Below are 18,007 nucleotides of genomic sequence, written 5' to 3' on the forward strand. Positions count from 1 at the left end.
GCATCCGTTACACTGCCCCGGTCGAAATAATCTGACCAGGAGTGGGGCATGGGCTGGGATCGGGCAACGCCGTTTATCATTGATCTGGAAGTGGGCGCCGAGGATATCGACGGGCTGGGCCATGCGAACAACGCGGTGTACGTGACCTGGCTCGAGCGTTGCGCCTGGCGCCACTCGCAGCGGCTGGGCCTGGATCTGGTCGAGTACCGGCGGCTGGATCGGGCGATGGTAGTGGTACGGCACGAGATCGATTACCTGGCTGCGGCCTATGAGGGTGATGAGTTGCAGTTGGCGACCTGGATCGTCGATTGGGACCAGCGCCTGAAAATGACCCGACACTTTCAATTGAAGCGCCCCAGCGACAACACGACGTTACTGCGGGCGCAAACCACTTTCGTGTGCATCGAATTGTCGACCGGCAAGCCCAAGCGCATGCCGGCGGAGTTTATCGAGGGCTATGGCCCGGCGTTGCAAGAGTTGGATTCAGCGAAAATTTAATGTGGGAGCGGGCTTGCTCGCGAAAGCGGTTTAACATTCAACGATTATGTTGCCTGTTAGTCCGCTTTCGCGAGCAAGCCCGCTCCCACAAGGGATCTGCGATGTTCTGCAGATTTTCCGCGTAATCCAGTAAACTGCCGCACGTTTTTCGTTGAGTGTGTTTTTCATGCAAATTGCTTTGGCGCCCATGGAGGGGTTGGTCGACAACATCCTGCGGGACGTGCTGACCCGTGTGGGCGGTATCGATTGGTGCGTGACCGAATTCATTCGGATCAACGATCAACTGCTCACACCTGCCTATTACCACAAATTCGGCCCGGAACTGCTGACCAACGCCCGAACCGCCTCCGGCGTGCCGCTGCGGGTGCAACTGCTCGGCTCCGATCCGGTGTGCCTGGCGGAAAACGCCGCACTGGCCTGCGAGTTGGGTTCCGAGGTCATCGACCTGAATTTCGGCTGCCCGGCCAAGACCGTCAACAAATCCCGTGGCGGTGCGGTGCTGCTCAAAGAGCCTGAACTGCTCAACCAAATCGTCGAACATGTCCGTCGTGCCGTACCCGCGCACATTCCGGTGACCGCCAAGATGCGCCTCGGTTTCGACAGCCCGGACGGTGCGCTGGTCTGCGCCACGGCCCTGGCTGAAGGCGGGGCGGCGCACATCGTGGTCCACGCGCGGACCAAGACCGATGGCTACAAGCCGCCGGCTCACTGGGAATGGATCCCTCGGGTGCAGGACGTGGTCAAGGTGCCGGTGTTTGCCAACGGCGACATCTGGAGCGTCGAGGACTGGCGTCGTTGCCGCGAGATCAGCGGCGTCGAAGACATCATGCTCGGTCGTGGACTGGTATCGCGCCCGGATCTGGCCCGGCAAATCGCCGCCGCCCGCGCCGGTGAAGACGTCGTCGAGATGACCTGGGCCGAGCTGCTACCGTTGATTCAGGACTTCTGGCTGCAAGCCAAAGCGCAGATGACACCGCGTCAATCGCCGGGTCGCTTGAAGCAATGGCTGGCGATGCTGACCCGCAATTATCCCGAAGCGGTAGAGCTGTTCACCGTCCTGCGTCGTGAGACCGAACTGGATAATGTCTCGCGTTTACTGGGTTTGCAGGTGTCTGAAGCGGCCTGAATCGACTTAAAAAAATCTTGAAATAATCTCTTGAAAAGCAATCAGCGATCCTTATCTAAGGATTACGCGATGCCGAATTCGGGTCGCGGAGACAAAAAAACTTGCTGATTATGTTCAGGAGATTTGAATCATGAGTACTGCATTTTCCCTGGCCCCACTGTTCCGTTCCTCGGTAGGTTTCGACCGTTTCAACGACCTGTTCGAAACCGCCCTGCGCAATGAGCCAGGCAGCACCTATCCACCCTACAACGTTGAAAAATACGGTGATGACCAATACCGCATTGTCGTAGCGGCCGCCGGTTTCCAGGAAGAAGACCTGGACCTGCAAGTGGAGAAAGGTGTGCTGACCATCAGTGGCGGCAAACGTGACGCGGACGAAAGCGTCACTTACCTGTACCAAGGCATCGCTCAGCGCGCCTTCAAACTGTCGTTCCGTCTGGCGGATCATATTGAAATCAAGGCCGCCGAACTGCGCAACGGTTTGTTGAGCATCGACCTGCTGCGCGTGATTCCGGAAGAGGCGAAAGCCAAACGCATCCCGATCAACGGGACGCAGAAGCCGGCCCTGCAACACTGAGTCAGATGTCTAGTCCTGAAATAGGTTTACACCTGTTTCACCCTAACGCCCGATGCACCGCATCGGGCGTTTTGTATTTCAAAGACAGATGCGGTCGCTCACCGTTATAGATCGATACCGACTCACTCACCATCTTCTTCGCCTGCGTTAGATCCTGTGGCCTCTCGAGCAAAAGCTCTGTCTTCAATATTCCGTTGACCCGCTCCGCCAAGGCGTTTTGGTAGCAGTCATAGCCGTCCGTCATTGAACACCTGATGCCGTGTTTCGCGTGCAGTTCCTGGTACATCCCCGAGCAATACTGGCTGCCTCTATCCGAGTGATGAACCAGCGACTGCTCCGTTCGACGGTGCTTTACCGCCCGGCGCAGTGCGTGTGCTACCGACTCGGTGTGCAGGCTTTCATGGACGTGATAGCCCACGATCTTTCGCGAAAAGGCATCCGTCACCAGGCTCAGATAGGCCACACCCTCCTGCGTTGGCAAATAGGTGATGTCAGCCACCCAGACTTGTTCCGGGCCGCTTGGAACAACCTGATCAGGACCTGGCTTGAGCAGGTTCGGATGGCGTCGGAAGCGATGATGGCTGTCAGTCGTCTTGTGATAAGCCCGCTTGCGAGCCACCAATAAACGTCTTTCCCGCAGGATCGAAAACAGCCGATCTCGACCCACTTGCAGCTCAAGTTGAGGCTGGCAATGCAGCAAATAATGCAGCTTTCGGGTGCCCAAACGCGGCTGCCGCTGACGTTTTTGCTGAACGAAATCGGCAACCTTCTGATCCAGAACCAGACGAGCAGCGTAGGCGCGATTGCGTTTGTAGTAAGCCTGTCGGCTTATCCCCATGAACTGGCAAGCCCTGCTGATGCTCAGGTTTTGGATTCGTTTTTGCGCGAGGACTTGCCGGGACGCTTTTTTACGACAGAGAGACCGTAGTCATTTTTCAAAACATCCACGACCGCCTCGAAAAACTGCGCTTTCTGATTGGACAGCGCCAACTGTTCTTCAAGCTCTTTGATGCGTTGCTCTGGCGTTAATGGTCGGTTTTTGTCGGGCATAGACCCCATCCTCGGCGAGCCAATGTATGTGCCTGGGCTCCAATCCTGCCGACCATGCTTGCGTAACCACGTCAGAACGGTCGTTTTGCCTTGAATCCCGTAGCGCTCCTGAGCCTCTTTATAACTCAGCTCGCCTTTTTCGACCTGATCGACGACCGACAATTTAAAGGTCAGCGTGTAGTCGCGCTGACTACGCCTTTTTGCTGATTTCATTACGTCCTCCTGAAAAACGGATCAGAAGGTGTAAACCTTATTCAGGACGGGACAAGAGCAACAAAAAAAGGGCGCCATCCACTGGCGCCCTTTTTTGTGCCCATTTGTAGCAGCTGCCGAGCCTGCGAGGCTGCGTTCGGCTGCGAAGCAGTCGTGAATTCAGACGGCGCGGTATTTCAGTAAGACCTTGCATGCAGGTTTTACGACTGCTGCGCAGCCGAACGCAGCCTCGCAGGCTCGGCAGCTGCTACAGCCGTACATAGCGGCTCGGCAGCTGCTACATCGCCTCACTTAAGCAGCTTCTGAAACTCCTCCACCGGCAACGGCCGGCTGTGCAAATACCCCTGATACAAATGGCAGCCCAGCCCCTGCAAAAACGCCAGTTGCTCCAGGTTTTCCACCCCTTCGGCGATGACTTCCAGCTCCAGGCTGCGGGCCATGGCGACGATGGCGCGAATGATTTCAGCATCGTTGGGGTCGGTGGTGGCGTCGCGGATGAACGACTGGTCAATTTTCAGGGTGTCTACCGGCAGGCGCTTGAGGTAGGTCAGCGAGGAATAACCGGTACCGAAATCGTCCATGGCAAAGCTCACGCCGAGTTTTTTCAGGCGCCGCATTTTGCTGATGGTGTCGTCCAGGTTCTGGATGACGATGCCTTCGGTGATTTCCAGTTTCAGCAACGAGCAGGGCAGGCCGTGGCTGCCGAGGCTGTGTTCGATGCGTTCGACGAAATCGTTCTGACGGAATTGCCGGGGGCTGATGTTCACGCACAGGCTGAAATCGAGCGGGTCGATCAGACCTTTGGCAATCAGATGTTTGAAGGCCGCGCAGGCTTCATCGAGGATCCACGTGCCGACTTCCAGAATCAGCCCGCTGTCCTCCAGCACCTTGATGAACTCGGTGGGCGATTGCGCGCCCAGTTGCGGATGGTGCCAGCGTACCAAGGCTTCTGCGCCGGTAATACGGTTATTGCGAGCGTCCACCTGCGGTTGGTACTGCACGCTGAACTCACCCCGGGAAAGGGCAAGGCGCAGATCGGTTTCCATGCGCAGGCGTTCGCTGGCGGCCTTCTGCATGGTGTTGTGATACATCTGCGTGGTGTTGCGGCCTGAATCCTTGGCGCGATAGAGGGCGATATCGGCGCGTTTGAGCAGGTCGGTCGGGGTCGAGCCGTGGTCGGGGATCAGCGCGATGCCGATGCTCGGTGTTACTTGCAGGCGCTGTCCGTCGAGGAACATCGGTTCGGACAGCAGTTCGCGCAAGGTATCCGCCAACTCCCGGACCTGAGCGCTGACGTCGCTGCGCGAACCTTCCAGGCCGCTGAGCAGCACCACGAATTCGTCACCGCCCAGGCGCGCGACGGTGTCCTCCATGCGCACGCTGGCTTCAAGGCGCGCGGTGATAATCTTCAGCACCGTATCGCCCACCGGGTGGCCAAGGGAGTCGTTGATGTGTTTGAAGTGGTCGAGGTCGAGGAACATCAGCGCACCACGCAGGTTGTGGCGTTTGAGCAGGGCGATCTGCTGGCTCAGGCGATCCATCAACAGGGCGCGGTTGGGCAGGTTGGTCAGCGGGTCGTGGTAGGCCAGGTGACGGATCTGTGCTTCGGCGTTTTTCAGCAGGCTCACATCCCGAGCGGTCAGCAGCAGGCACGCCGTTTCGTTGAGGGTGATCGGCTCCACCGAGACTTCGACGGTCAACAACTCGCCGCGTTTGTTGCGCCCGAGCATTTCCTGATGGTGAACCCGGCCCTTGATCTGTAGCTCCGCCAGCAACGCCGAGCGTTGTTTCTCTTCGGCCCAGATGCCCACCTGATACACCGTGCGGCCGATCACTTCATCGGCGCGGTAGCCAGTCAGGCGACAAAAGCCGTCATTAACTTCCAGGTAGCGTCCGGTGTCGCGCTCGGTAATGGTGATGGCGTCGGGGCTTGAGTGGAAGGCCTTGGCGAACTTCTCCTCGCTGGCCTTGAGCGCCGCTTCCGAGCGTTGCTGCTGGGTGATGTCGCGCAGGGTGGTGACGATGCAAGGTTGGTCGCCGACGCTGATCTGCCGGCTCGATATCACACACGTCAGGGATTGCCCGTTTTTGTGTTGAACGATGATCGCCACATTGTTCAGGCCCTGTTCGCGGATGACCCGCTCGATCCTTTGCAGGCTCTTCGCCGAAGCGTCCCACAGGCCGATTTCGTCGGCGCTGCGGCCGATCACGTCGGTGGTGCTCCAGCCGAATGTCTGGGTAAAGCTGGAGTTGATCTCGATAAAATGGCCGGTGTCTTGGCGCGTGACGCAGATCGGGTCCGGGCTGACCTGGAACAAGGTGGCGAATTTCTCTTCCGACGCAACCAGTTGCTGTTCGCGCTCCACCTGATCGGTGATGTCCAGCAGCGTGCCGGCCATGCGCAGCGGGTTGCCCTGTTCATCGCGGTAGAGTCTGGCGCGGCTTTCCAGGTAGCGCGAGCTGCCATCCGTTAGCTGCACGCGGTAAGTCAGCTGGTAATTGCCGGCCGGGCCTTCGCGCAGGCTGCGGTAGGCATCACGCATGGTGTCGCGTTCTTCGCCGGGCACGCCTTCGAAAAACGCATCGAAGGATTCATGGAAGGGTTTGGGGTCCAGCCCATGTAACTGGGCGGCCCGCGCCGAGCCGTAAAGCATGCCGCTGGGAATGTGCCAGTCCCAGGTGCCGAGTTGCGCCGAGTCCAGGGCCAGGTCGAGGCGTTCCTGGCTGTCTTTGAGGGCGTGCTCGGCAATTTTACGTTCGGTGGTGTCGAGGAACGTGCTCAGCAGGTAAGGCTGGCCTTCGAGTTCGACCTTTTGCGCGCTGAGGATGCCGTCGTGAACCTGGCCATTGCTGGCGCGAAATTGCACCTCCATGTTGATCAGCTCGCCTTTGGCTTTGGTGGCCTTGACCAGTTGCACTCGTTGTTCCGGGTTGACCCAAAGGCCCAGTTCCAGCGTGGTTCGGCCGATGGCGTCCTGCACCGGCCAGCCGAACAGGCTTTCGAAATACTGGTTGGCTTCGCTGATCAAGCCGTCTTCCTGACGGGTCAGCAAGACCATGTTCGGGCACAGGTGAAACAGCGTGGCGAAGCGCTTTTCCGAACTGCTCAGCGCCTGTTCGCGCTGGCGCTGATGGGTGATTTCACGAATGACCCCTATCATTCGTGGCCGGCCGTTTTTGTCCGGCAGCAGGCTGCCGTTGATCTCCAGCCAATGCAGACTGCCGTCGGGCCAGCGGATGCGGTGGTGCATCGCCTGCTCCAGCGGGGCGCCGGCGATCACTGCATTGAAGGCGCGGATGGCTTTCGCCCGATCCTCCTGAGGCAGCAGGTCGAGGTATTCCAGATCTTCCGGCAGCGGTTGTCGGGGATCGAAGCCGAACAGCGCCTGAGTACCCCGAGACCAACTGATCTGCCCCCGCTCGATGTCCCAATACCAGGCGCCCAGCCGGGCGCCGTTGAGGGCTGCCAGCAACTGCGGGGCGCTTTCCCAGCTCTGCTCGGACCGTTTGGGGTCAAGTGCCTGAATTCGCGGCATCGGCGGCATACGTTCAACAGATTTGGGCATGGATAACAGGCCTTGGGCTGAATTGGGCGTTAGGCACAGGGTTTTGGGGCTCTATAGGCGTAGCACAAAAAGAAGAAGCACAGCTTAGCCGCGAGTCCCTGGCTGATCGATTTGTGCATCCAGCAGAGCCATGAAGGCCCGTGCCGCGTTCGACAGCGTCCGTTCGGTGTGCAGGATATAGCCTAGCTGGCGAGTGAGCTGTATGCCCGGCAAAGGTATGCGCGCCACTTGATCGTCCAGCATGGTGCGCGGCAAAACGCTCCAGGCCAGGCCGATCGAGACCATCATCTTGATGGTTTCCAGATAATTCGTGCTCATGGCGATGTTCGGTGTCAGGCCCTGGGCCTCGAACAGGCGCTGCACGATGTGGTGGGTAAAGGTGTTGCCGCCGGGAAAAACCGCAGGATGCAGGGCAATATCCGCCAGGCTGACCGGACCGTTAGCGATCAGCGAATGCTCCGGGGCGACCACGAAATCCAACGGGTCGTCCCACACCGGCGTGGCCTTGACCAGTGCATGGGGCTCCGGTGCAAGAGTGATTACCGCCAGTTCGGCGCGGCCATGGAGGATTTCTTCGTAAGCCACTTCCGAATCGAGGAACTGAATATCCAGCGCCACCTGTGGGTAACGTCGGGTGAACTCCCTTAATAAGGGCGGTAAACGGTGCAGGCCGATGTGATGACTGGTGGCCAATGTCAGACGACCGGAGACTTCGCCGGTCAGGTTGGTCAGGGCGCGGCGGGTGTCATCCAGTACATTGAGGATCTGATAGGCCCGTGGCAGCAGGGCGCGACCGGCTTCGGTCAAGCTGACTTCCCGGCCCAGTCGATCGAACAGCCGCACCTTCAATTGCTGCTCCAGGCCGGCGATGCGTTTGCTGATGGCGGGTTGTGTCAGGTGCAGCCGTTCGCCAGCGCCGGAGAAGCTTCCAGTCTCGGCAATCGCGATAAAAGCATTGAGGTTGGCGAGGTCCATGATGATGTCTCAGTTGTATTCCAGATGGTTATGCAAAGCATGAAAAATATGAATTTGAGTTATTTAATGTAACCCCCTAGGATCGACCTCACAAGCCAAGGGGTTATTGAAATTGCTCAAGACCCGGAGGTCTGTGTGGCGAGTTTGTTGGGTCAAATTCGGATGCCGGAAGTTCATAGCCAAGGAGCTGCGACGAGTCATAGCTGGCTATGGCGAGGAGCAGCAACGCAGGATATGGGCTTGCGGCGCCGAAGTTGACCTAACAGAACTCGCTACACAGACCTCTCCGGCATAGAAACAAGCTGATGAGGAAACCGTCTGATGGCCGGCAAAACGCTCTACGACAAGCTCTGGGATTCGCATTTGGTCAAGCAGCGCGACGATGGCTCGGCGCTGATCTACATCGATCGTCACATCATCCACGAAGTGACCTCGCCGCAAGCCTTCGAAGGCCTGCGTCTGGCCGGGCGCAAGCCTTGGCGCATCGATGCCAACATCGCGACCCCGGACCACAACGTTCCGACTACTTCGGAGCGCAAGGGCGGCATCGAAGCGATTGTCGACCAGGTCTCGCGTTTGCAGGTTCAGACCCTCGACGATAACTGTGACGAATACGGCATTGTCGAATTCAAGATGAATGATGTCCGCCAAGGCATCGTCCACGTCATTGGCCCGGAGCAGGGCGCAACCTTGCCGGGCATGACCGTGGTTTGCGGCGACTCCCACACCTCGACCCACGGCGCGTTTGGTGCCCTGGCTCACGGTATCGGCACTTCCGAAGTCGAGCACGTGCTCGCCACTCAGTGCCTGGTCGCGAAAAAGATGAAGAACATGCTGGTGTCCGTCGACGGCCAATTGCCGTTCGGCGTGACCGCCAAGGACATCGTCCTCGCAGTGATCGGCAAAATCGGCACCGCCGGCGGTAATGGCCACGCCATCGAATTCGCCGGTAGCGCGATTCGCGACTTGTCCGTTGAAGGCCGCATGACCATCTGCAACATGGCGATCGAGGCCGGCGCTCGCGTTGGCCTGGTGGCGGCTGACGAAAAAACCGTGGCTTACGTCAAGGGCCGTCCATTTGCTCCGAAAGGCGCGGAATGGGACTTGGCTGTCGAAGCCTGGAAAGACCTGGTCTCTGACGCGGATGCCAAGTTCGACACCATCGTCGAGCTCGATGCCACTCAGATCAAGCCGCAAGTCAGCTGGGGTACCTCGCCTGAGATGGTCTTGGCTGTCGATCAGAACGTTCCCGATCCTGCGAAGGAAATGGATCTGGTCAAGCGTGGCTCCATCGAACGCGCCTTGAAGTACATGGGTTTGACCGCCAATCAGGCGATCACCGACATTCAGCTGGACCGCGTATTCATTGGCTCCTGCACCAACTCGCGGATCGAAGACCTGCGCGCCGCCGCCGTGATCGCCAAGGGCCGCAAAGTGGCTTCGACCATCAAACAGGCCATCGTGGTTCCGGGTTCGGGGCTGGTGAAGGCTCAGGCCGAATCCGAAGGCCTGGACAAGATTTTCCTCGAGGCCGGTTTCGAATGGCGTGAGCCGGGATGCTCGATGTGCCTGGCGATGAACCCGGACCGTTTGGAGTCGGGCGAGCATTGCGCGTCGACCTCCAACCGTAACTTCGAAGGCCGTCAGGGCGCCGGTGGCCGTACGCACCTCGTCAGCCCGGCCATGGCCGCCGCCGCCGCCGTGAACGGTCGTTTCGTCGACGTCCGTGAATTGATCTAAAGGAGCGCAGCATGAAAGCTTTTATCCAGCACACTGGTCTTGTCGCGCCTTTGGATCGTGCCAACGTCGACACCGACCAGATCATTCCGAAGCAGTTCTTGAAGTCGATCAAGCGCACCGGTTTCGGCCCGAACCTGTTCGATGAGTGGCGTTACCTGGATGTCGGGCAGCCGTATCAGGACAACTCCAAGCGTCCGTTGAACAAGGACTTCGTCCTCAATGCCGAGCGTTATCAAGGCGCCAGCGTGTTGCTGGCCCGTGAGAACTTCGGTTGCGGCTCCAGCCGCGAGCACGCGCCGTGGGCGCTGGAAGAGTACGGTTTCCGCAGCATTATCGCGCCGAGCTATGCCGATATCTTCTTCAATAACAGCTTCAAGAACGGCTTGCTGCCGATCATCCTGAGCGACGCTGAAGTTGATGAACTGTTCCAGCAGGTTGAGGCGACTCCGGGCTATCAATTGCAGATTGATCTGCAAGCCCAGACCGTGACCCGTCCGGATGGCAAGGTGTTGAGTTTTGAGATTGACGCGTTCCGCAAGCACTGCCTGCTCAATGGCCTGGACGATATCGGCCTGACCTTGCAGGACCATGAGGCGATTGCCACGTTTGAAGCCAAACACCGCGCGAGCCAGCCGTGGTTGTTTCGCGACGCGTGATTGATCCGGAATTGATGTAGGTAGGGCCGGCCTCTTCGCGAGCAAGCCCGCTCCCACATTTGATCGATGGTGTACACAAAATATGTGCCCAACAAAGAACCAATGTGGGAGCGGGCTTGCTCGCGAAGACGGCAGTACAAACACCACAAGACTCATTCCCAAAAGGAAGTCCCCATGACCAGCACCGCCCAGCACAGTCAGGTAGTACAGAAGCAATTCGGTGAGCAGGCCTCGGCCTATCTGAGCAGCGCCGTACACGCTCAAGGCACTGAATTCGCGCTGCTACAGGCTGAACTGGCGGGGCAGGGCGATGCTCGCGTGCTCGACCTCGGTTGCGGCGCCGGTCACGTGAGTTTTCACGTGGCTTCGCTGGTCAAGGAAGTGGTGGCTTACGACCTGTCTCAACAGATGCTTGACGTAGTGGTCGCGGCTGCGGTCGATCGCGGCTTGGGCAATGTGTCCACGGTACTGGGTGCCGCCGAGCGCCTGCCGTTCGCCGATGGCGAGTTCGATTTCGTCTTCAGCCGCTATTCGGCACACCATTGGAGCGACCTCGGGCTGGCCCTGCGCGAAGTTCGTCGGGTGCTGAAGCCGGGTGGGGTGGCGGCGTTCATCGATGTGTTGTCGCCGGGCAGCCCGTTATTCGACACTTACCTGCAAAGCGTCGAAGTGCTGCGCGACACCAGTCACGTGCGCGATTATTCTGCTGGCGAGTGGTTGCGTCAGGTCAGCGAAGCGGGGTTGCATACCCGCAGCACCACGCGCCAACGGCTGCGTCTGGAGTACACGTCCTGGGTCGAGCGCATGCGCACGCCGCAGGTGATGCGCGCGGCAATCCGCGAGTTGCAGCAGTCGATGGGCAATGAAGTTCGCGAATATTTTGAGATTGAGGCCGATGGCTCGTTCAGTACAGATGTGCTGGTGCTGATGGCTGAACGATAGGCGCCAAGACTTTTTCCGGGTACGCCTGCGGGCGTGCCGACTGATGACATGAGGAAAGCATGAGCAAGCAGATTCTGATTCTCCCGGGTGACGGTATTGGCCCGGAAATCATGGCCGAAGCAGTCAAGGTGCTGGAGCTGGCGAACGACAAGTACAGCCTGGGCTTCGAACTGAGTCATGACGTGATCGGTGGCGCTGCCATCGACAAGCACGGCGTGCCGCTGGCCGACGAAACCCTGGCCCGTGCCCGTGCCGCTGATGCGGTATTGCTGGGCGCCGTGGGTGGCCCGAAATGGGACACCATTGAACGTGACATCCGCCCTGAGCGCGGCCTGCTGAAAATCCGTGCGCAACTGGGTCTGTTCGGCAACCTGCGTCCGGCGATCCTGTACCCGCAACTGGCCGAGGCTTCCAGCCTGAAGGCGGAAATCGTCGCGGGCCTGGACATCCTGATCGTCCGTGAGCTGACCGGCGGCATCTACTTCGGCGCGCCACGCGGCGTGCGTGAACTGGAAAACGGCGAGCGTCAGGCCTACGACACCCTGCCGTACAGCGAGACCGAAATCCGCCGTATCGCCCGTGTCGGTTTCGACATGGCCCGCGTGCGCGGCAAGAAGCTGTGCTCGGTGGACAAAGCCAACGTGCTGGCGTCCAGCCAGCTGTGGCGTGAAGTCGTCGAGCAGGTGGCCAAGGACTACCCGGACGTCGAACTGAGCCACATGTACGTCGACAACGCCGCCATGCAACTGGTGCGTGCACCGAAGCAATTCGATGTGATCGTCACCGACAACCTGTTCGGCGACATTCTTTCCGACGAAGCGTCGATGCTCACCGGTTCGATCGGCATGCTGCCGTCGGCATCGCTGGATGCCAACAACAAAGGCATGTACGAGCCGTGCCACGGTTCGGCGCCAGACATCGCTGGCAAGGGCATTGCCAACCCGTTGGCGACCATTTTGTCGGTGTCGATGATGCTGCGTTACAGCTTCAATCTGCAGGATGCGGCCGATGCTATCGAGAAGGCCGTGAGCCTGGTATTGGATCAGGGCCTGCGCACGGGCGACATCTGGTCGGCCGGTTGCACCAAGGTCGGTACGCAGGAAATGGGCGATGCAGTAGTCGCCGCGCTGCGGAATCTGTAATCTCTTTGGCCCGCTGCAACTTTCAACCATGAAAGCAGCGGCCCACTTTTAAGAAGGTGTAGTTGCGATGAAACGTGTAGGTCTGATCGGTTGGCGCGGTATGGTCGGTTCCGTGCTCATGCAGCGGATGCTGGAAGAGCAGGATTTCGATCTTATTGAGCCGGTGTTTTTCACCACTTCCAATGTCGGTGGCCAAGGCCCGTCCGTGGGTAAGGACATTGCTCCGCTCAAGGACGCTTACAGCATTGAAGAGCTGAAAACCCTCGACGTGATTCTGACCTGCCAGGGTGGTGACTACACCAGCGAAGTTTTCCCGAAGCTGCGCGAAGCCGGCTGGCAGGGTTACTGGATCGACGCCGCTTCCAGCCTGCGCATGCAGGATGATGCGGTGATCGTGCTGGACCCGGTGAACCGCAAGGTCATCGACCAGCAGCTCGACGCGGGCACCAAGAACTACATCGGCGGCAACTGCACCGTCAGCCTGATGCTGATGGGCCTGGGTGGCCTGTTTGAAGCCGGTCTGGTCGAGTGGATGAGCGCCATGACTTATCAGGCGGCCTCCGGTGGCGGCGCGCAGCACATGCGTGAACTGATCAAGCAAATGGGTGTGACCCACGCCGCTGTCGCCGATCAACTGGCCGACCCGGCCAGCGCCATTCTCGACATCGATCGCCGTGTTGCCGAAGCCATGCGCAGCGACGCGTACCCGACCGAAAACTTCGGCGTACCACTGGCTGGCAGCCTGATCCCGTGGATCGACAAGGAACTGCCGAACGGTCAGAGCCGCGAAGAGTGGAAGGCCCAGGCCGAGACTAACAAGATCCTCGGTCGCTTCAAGAGCCCGATCCCGGTGGACGGCATCTGCGTGCGCATCGGCGCCATGCGTTGCCACAGCCAGGCGCTGACCATCAAGCTGAACAAAGATGTGCCGATCGCCGACATCGAAGGGCTGATCAGCCAGCACAACCCTTGGGTCAAGCTGGTGCCGAACAACCGCGAAATCAGCATGCAGGAGCTGAGCCCTACAAAGGTTACCGGTACCCTGAACGTGCCGGTCGGCCGTCTGCGCAAGCTGAACATGGGTTCGCAGTTCGTCGGAGCCTTCACCGTCGGCGACCAACTGCTGTGGGGCGCGGCCGAACCGCTGCGTCGCATGCTGCGGATTCTGCTTGAGCGTTGATCTATTGAAGTAATGAAGAGCCCGCGCCTTGAAAGAGGTGCGGGTTTTTTGTTCCCGCCGATCGTTCACACGCTCTGCGTGGGAATGCATCCCGTGACGCTCCGCGTCACTGTCTCAACGGCGGACGCAGAGCGTCCATGGCGGCATTCCCACGCAAAGCGTGGGAACGATCAAATCCCCCGTCGAATTGCCTCACTGCCAACCACCCGGTAAAGTGCCGCTCCCCCCGTTTCGCCAGAGGTTGAACCATGAGCCAGTCCTTTGATATTGCCGTGATCGGCGCCACCGGTACTGTCGGCGAAACACTCGTCCAGATTCTCGAAGAGCGGGACTTTCCCGTCGGTAACCTGCACCTGCTGGCGAGCAGTGAATCGGCCGGTCATTCGGTGCCGTTTCGCGGCAAGAACGTGCGGGTGCGGGAAGTCGATGAGTTCGATTTCAGCAAAGTCCAGTTGGTGTTCTTTGCCGCCGGCCCGGCGGTGACCCTCAGTTTCGCTCCGCGTGCTACGGCCGCCGGTTGCTCGCTGATCGACCTGTCCGGCGCCTTGCCGGCCGATCAGGCGCCGCAAGTGGTGCCTGAGGCCAACGCTGAAATTCTGGCCGGCCTGAAAAAGCCCTTCCAGGTCAGCAGCCCAAGCCCTTCGGCTGCGACGCTGGCGGTGGTGCTGGCGCCGTTGCTCGGTTTGCTCGACCTGCAACGCATCAGCTTGACGGCGTGTCTGGCGGTCTCTGCCCAAGGCCGCGAAGCGGTCACCGAGCTGGCCCGGCAAACCGCCGAGCTGCTTAACGTGCGTCCGCTGGAGCCGGCTTTCTTCGATCGGCAGATGGCTTTCAACCTGCTGGCGCAAGTCGGTAAACCTGATGATCAGGGCCATACGTTGCTGGAAAAACGCCTGGTGCGCGAACTGCGTCAGGTCATGGCGCTACCGTTATTGAAGATTTCCGTCACTTGTATTCAAGCTCCGGTGTTTTTTGGCGATAGCTTTAGCGTGACCTTGCAGTCGTCGAGCGCTGTCGACCTGGCGAAAGTCAATGCAGCTCTGGAAGCGGCGCCCGGTATCGAACTGGTCGAGGCGGGCGATTACCCGACCCCGGTAGGCGATGCAGTAGGGCAGGACGTGGTTTACGTTGGTCGGGTTCGCAGCGGGATCGACGACCCGGCGGAACTTAATGTGTGGCTGACGTCAGATAACGTACGCAAAGGGGCCGCGCTCAATGCTGTGCAGGTGGCTGAATTGTTGATAAAAGACCTGCTGTAAAAGATACTTGGCAACAATTTATCGAATGATTCCGGTCGAGTGTCATGCTTGGCCGGAATGCTTAAGGTGAGCCACCCCGCAGGGCTTCCCATTGCATGAATGAAATGATCGCGCGCGACGACCCTTCGCCGTCGCGCGCAATGCCTTACGGCAGCGGCAATCAACACCTTCTCGCTGGCCGAGGAATGTTCAAACAAAGGAAGAGGTTATGGTTCAAGTTCGCAAACTGGTGTTAGCAATAGCGGCCGCCTCGGCGCTGTCCTCCGGTATGGCGCATGCCCTCGGGCTCGGGGAATTGACCCTGAAATCGACGCTGAACCAGCCTCTGGTCGCAGAAATCGAGTTGCTCGACGTCAAGGACCTCACGGCTGCCGAAGTGGTGCCGAGCCTGGCCTCGCCCGAAGATTTCGCCAAGGCCGGTGTCGATCGTCAGGCATTTCTCAATGACCTGACCTTCACCCCGGTGCTTAACGCCAGCGGCAAAAGCATCTTGCGCGTCACGTCCAGCAAACCGCTGTCCGAACCGATGGTGAAATTCCTGGTTCAGGTGATGTGGCCCAACGGTCGTCTGCTACGCGACTACAGCGTGCTGCTCGATCCGTCCAAATTCTCGCCGCAGACCGCCGATGCCGCCGCGCAACCAGCGCCAGCCCAAACGGTGACTGCGCCAGTCACTGGCGCGACCAAATCGTCGCAATACACCACCACGCCGCGCGATACCCTGTGGGAGATCGCCGCGAAGGCGCGTAACGGTGGTTCGATCCAGCAGACCATGCTGGCCATCCAGGCGCTGAACCCGGATGCGTTCATCGACGGCAACATCAATCGACTGAAAACCGGTCAAGTGCTGCGTCTGCCTGATCAGGTGCAGAGCACCAACCTGCCACAGCCCAAGGCCATCGCTGAGGTCGCCGCGCAGAACACCGCGTGGCGTCAGGGCCGTCGCTACGTGGCGAAACCGGGAGCCGGTCAGCAGCAACTCGATGCCACCAAGCGCGCTCGCGGTGAAGGTGCTTCATCGCAGCCTGCCGCAGACAAACTGAGCCTGGTGTCTGCCGACACCGGCAAGGGCGGCAAAGGCGCCGCCGGTGATGCGAAAGCGTTAAGCGATAAACTGGCCGTTACCGAGGAAAGCCTGGACGCGACTCGTCGTGATAACGCCGAATTGAAAAGCCGCATGAGCGATCTGCAAAGTCAGCTGGACAAGCTGCAACGCCTGATCGAACTGAAGAACAACCAGTTGGCCAAGTTGCAGGCCGCAGGCGGCGCGGATGCATCCGCTTCGAGCGTTCCGGCGATGTCGGCTGAGCTGGCGGCCAGTCCTGCGGCAACGCCTGCGGACGCGGCTCCGGTCCCTGCGCCAGAGGCTGCCGCACCAGAAGTCGTTCCGGCGCCAGTCGTCGAGCCAACACCCGATGATCAGAAATTCAACGAGCTGCTGACCAATCCGATCCTGTTGGGTCTGGTGGGTGGCGGTGCGGTGGTGCTGCTGCTCTTGCTGCTGTTGCTGGCCCGTCGTCGTAAGGCTCAGCAAGAAGCCGAGAAGCATCTGCGCATGGCCCGTGCCTTGGAGGAGGAGCAAGAGTTCTCCGTCGACCAGGATCTGCCGCCAAGCAGCTTCGAAGGCCTGGAAGTTCCGCCGCCGAGCGTGAAGCTTGCGACCGCGCCAACGCCAACGCCAACGCCTGCACCCGCGCCGGCCCCGGTGATTGCTCCGGTTGTGGTGACGCCGCCGATCGCTGCGCCACTGGTATCGCCTGCGGCCGAGCGTTCCGACCGTTCCGACGACGTACTGGCTCAGGCACAGTCGCACATTGCCGGCGGTCGTCTGAATCAGGCCGCCGCATTGCTGGAAGACGCGATCAAGCAAGAGCCGCAACGCAGTGACCTGCGCTTGAAGCTGATGGAAGTCTATGGTCAGCAGGGTGACCGCGACGCGTTCGTCGCTCAGGAGCGTCAACTGGTGGCCAACGGCGATAACTTCGCCCGGGTTGAAGAGTTGAAAAGCCGCTTTCCGGCCATGGCTGTTGTGGCGGCCAGCGGTCTGGCGGCCGCCGCCATCGCTGCCGAGCTGGACGCGCAATACGTCAAGGACCTGCTGCTGGACGAGCCGCAAGCCCCGGAGCCGGCATTGTCCGACTTCGACAGCGCCTTCGATCTGAGCCTGGACGATCTGGAGGCGGCTACGCCGATCGCGCCAGTTGTTGCTGCGGAGCCGGAGGTGCAGGTGGAGCCAGCGCCCGCACCAGCACCCGAACCAGAAGAGCTGGCTGAATTGGACGAATTCCCGCTGGACGACGATCTGAGCTTTGAGTCGGTGTTGCAGCAGCAGGCTGAAATCAAGGAAAACCTCGACGATCTGTCTGTCTTCGACCTGGACATGGATCTGGGTGGCGACGCTTCGCCGGCAACCCTGGCTGAAGATGACTTCCTGCTGAGTCTGGATGAAGATCTCAAGGATTCGCCTGTCGCCGAAGCGGCGCCCGTGACCGAGCCGACGCTCGACGACCTGGAGTTACCTGCGGATTTTGACCTGTCACTGGCTGATGAAATGGACGCCGCTGCCCCGGATCAGCCTGATGCCTTCGAAAGTGAACTCAACGACGTCAATGCGGAACTGGATCGTCTGTCCCAGAGCCTCGGTGAGCCTAGCTTCACCGAGGAAGACGCTTTGGCCTCCGCGGCTGATGAGCCGGACTTCGATTTTCTCTCCGGCACCGATGAGGTCGCTACCAAACTCGATCTGGCCCAGGCCTACATCGACATGGGCGACAGCGACGGCGCTCGGGACATCCTCAATGAGGTGGTGACCGAGGGCGATGCCGGTCAGAAGAGCGAAGCCAAGGAAATGCTCTCGCGTCTGGCGTGAGTCATCGGTAAGGCATAAAAAAACGGCAGCCCATCGAGGCTGCCGTTTTTGTTTTGGCGAGGATGCGATGATGCCTGTTGGATGGCCTTCGCGGGCAAGCCTCGCTCCTACAGTGGGTCGGGGTTGTCCACATTATTTGTACCCGGCACATCCCTTGTGGGAGCGGGCTTGCTCGCGAAGACGGCGGCACAGTCAATATTGATGCTGTCTCACA

General features: G+C 59.7%; 12 protein-coding genes and 1 pseudogene. 10 read left to right on the forward strand and 3 right to left on the reverse strand.

Features of this window, described 5'->3' with window-relative positions; all coding sequences use genetic code 11:
- Positions 1 to 48 precede the first annotated feature (48 nt).
- The 3 genes from IB250_RS05455 (at position 49) to IB250_RS05465 (ending at position 2,201) form a co-directional block, all read left to right on the forward strand.
- Positions 49 to 498 carry an acyl-CoA thioesterase gene (locus tag IB250_RS05455; protein ID WP_192343317.1) on the forward strand — a complete coding sequence of 150 codons (450 nt, stop codon included), beginning with the start codon at positions 49 to 51 and terminating at the stop codon, positions 496 to 498.
- A 166-nt stretch (positions 499 to 664) separates the two neighbouring features.
- Positions 665 to 1,624, forward strand: coding sequence for a tRNA dihydrouridine synthase (locus IB250_RS05460; RefSeq protein WP_123498692.1), 960 nt, complete (start codon positions 665 to 667; stop codon positions 1,622 to 1,624).
- Between the two features lie 130 nt (positions 1,625 to 1,754).
- Entirely contained in the window at positions 1,755 to 2,201 is a 447-nt protein-coding gene (locus IB250_RS05465) for an Hsp20 family protein (RefSeq protein ID WP_007905974.1), read from the forward strand.
- A gap of 9 nt (positions 2,202 to 2,210) precedes the next feature.
- On the opposite strand, the pseudogene IB250_RS05470 reads toward IB250_RS05465, so the two are convergent.
- The 3 genes and pseudogenes from IB250_RS05470 to IB250_RS05480 form a co-directional block, all read right to left on the reverse strand.
- Positions 2,211 to 3,464 (reverse strand): annotated as a pseudogene (locus IB250_RS05470) (IS3 family transposase).
- A 287-nt stretch (positions 3,465 to 3,751) separates the two neighbouring features.
- A complete protein-coding gene (locus IB250_RS05475; RefSeq protein ID WP_192343318.1) occupies positions 3,752 to 7,030 on the reverse strand; it encodes a PAS domain S-box protein in 3,279 nt (1,092 codons plus the stop codon).
- A gap of 84 nt (positions 7,031 to 7,114) precedes the next feature.
- Positions 7,115 to 8,005, reverse strand: coding sequence for a LysR family transcriptional regulator (locus tag IB250_RS05480; protein WP_007905966.1), 891 nt, complete (start codon positions 8,003 to 8,005; stop codon positions 7,115 to 7,117).
- 321 nt (positions 8,006 to 8,326) lie between these two features.
- On the opposite strand from IB250_RS05480, the gene leuC reads away from it, so the two are divergent.
- The 7 genes from leuC (at position 8,327) to IB250_RS05515 (ending at position 17,793) form a co-directional block, all read left to right on the forward strand.
- The gene (gene leuC, locus IB250_RS05485; protein WP_192343319.1) at positions 8,327 to 9,745 is read left to right on the forward strand and encodes a 3-isopropylmalate dehydratase large subunit; all 1,419 of its coding nucleotides are present in this window, start codon (positions 8,327 to 8,329) and stop codon (positions 9,743 to 9,745) included.
- 11 nt (positions 9,746 to 9,756) lie between these two features.
- A complete protein-coding gene (gene leuD, locus IB250_RS05490) occupies positions 9,757 to 10,401 on the forward strand; it encodes a 3-isopropylmalate dehydratase small subunit (RefSeq protein ID WP_192343320.1) in 645 nt (214 codons plus the stop codon).
- A gap of 174 nt (positions 10,402 to 10,575) precedes the next feature.
- Positions 10,576 to 11,343: a class I SAM-dependent methyltransferase gene (locus IB250_RS05495; protein WP_192343321.1), complete on the forward strand. Its 768-nt coding sequence runs from the start codon at positions 10,576 to 10,578 to the stop codon at positions 11,341 to 11,343.
- Positions 11,344 to 11,402: 59 nt separating this feature from the next.
- Entirely contained in the window at positions 11,403 to 12,485 is a 1,083-nt protein-coding gene (leuB, locus tag IB250_RS05500; protein ID WP_008007203.1) for a 3-isopropylmalate dehydrogenase, read from the forward strand.
- A gap of 67 nt (positions 12,486 to 12,552) precedes the next feature.
- On the forward strand, positions 12,553 to 13,665 hold the full coding sequence (asd, locus tag IB250_RS05505; RefSeq protein ID WP_008075929.1) for an aspartate-semialdehyde dehydrogenase: 1,113 nt from the start codon (positions 12,553 to 12,555) through the stop codon (positions 13,663 to 13,665).
- 248 nt (positions 13,666 to 13,913) lie between these two features.
- Entirely contained in the window at positions 13,914 to 14,924 is a 1,011-nt protein-coding gene (locus IB250_RS05510) for an aspartate-semialdehyde dehydrogenase (RefSeq protein ID WP_048395145.1), read from the forward strand.
- A gap of 208 nt (positions 14,925 to 15,132) precedes the next feature.
- Positions 15,133 to 17,793, forward strand: a complete 2,661-nt coding sequence (locus IB250_RS05515; protein WP_192343322.1) for a FimV family protein — start codon at positions 15,133 to 15,135, stop codon at positions 17,791 to 17,793.
- Positions 17,794 to 18,007 lie beyond the last annotated feature (214 nt).

The sequence above is a fragment of the Pseudomonas sp. PDM09 genome (assembly GCF_014852305.1).
In the GTDB taxonomy this organism is placed as follows: Bacteria; Pseudomonadota; Gammaproteobacteria; order Pseudomonadales; family Pseudomonadaceae; genus Aquipseudomonas.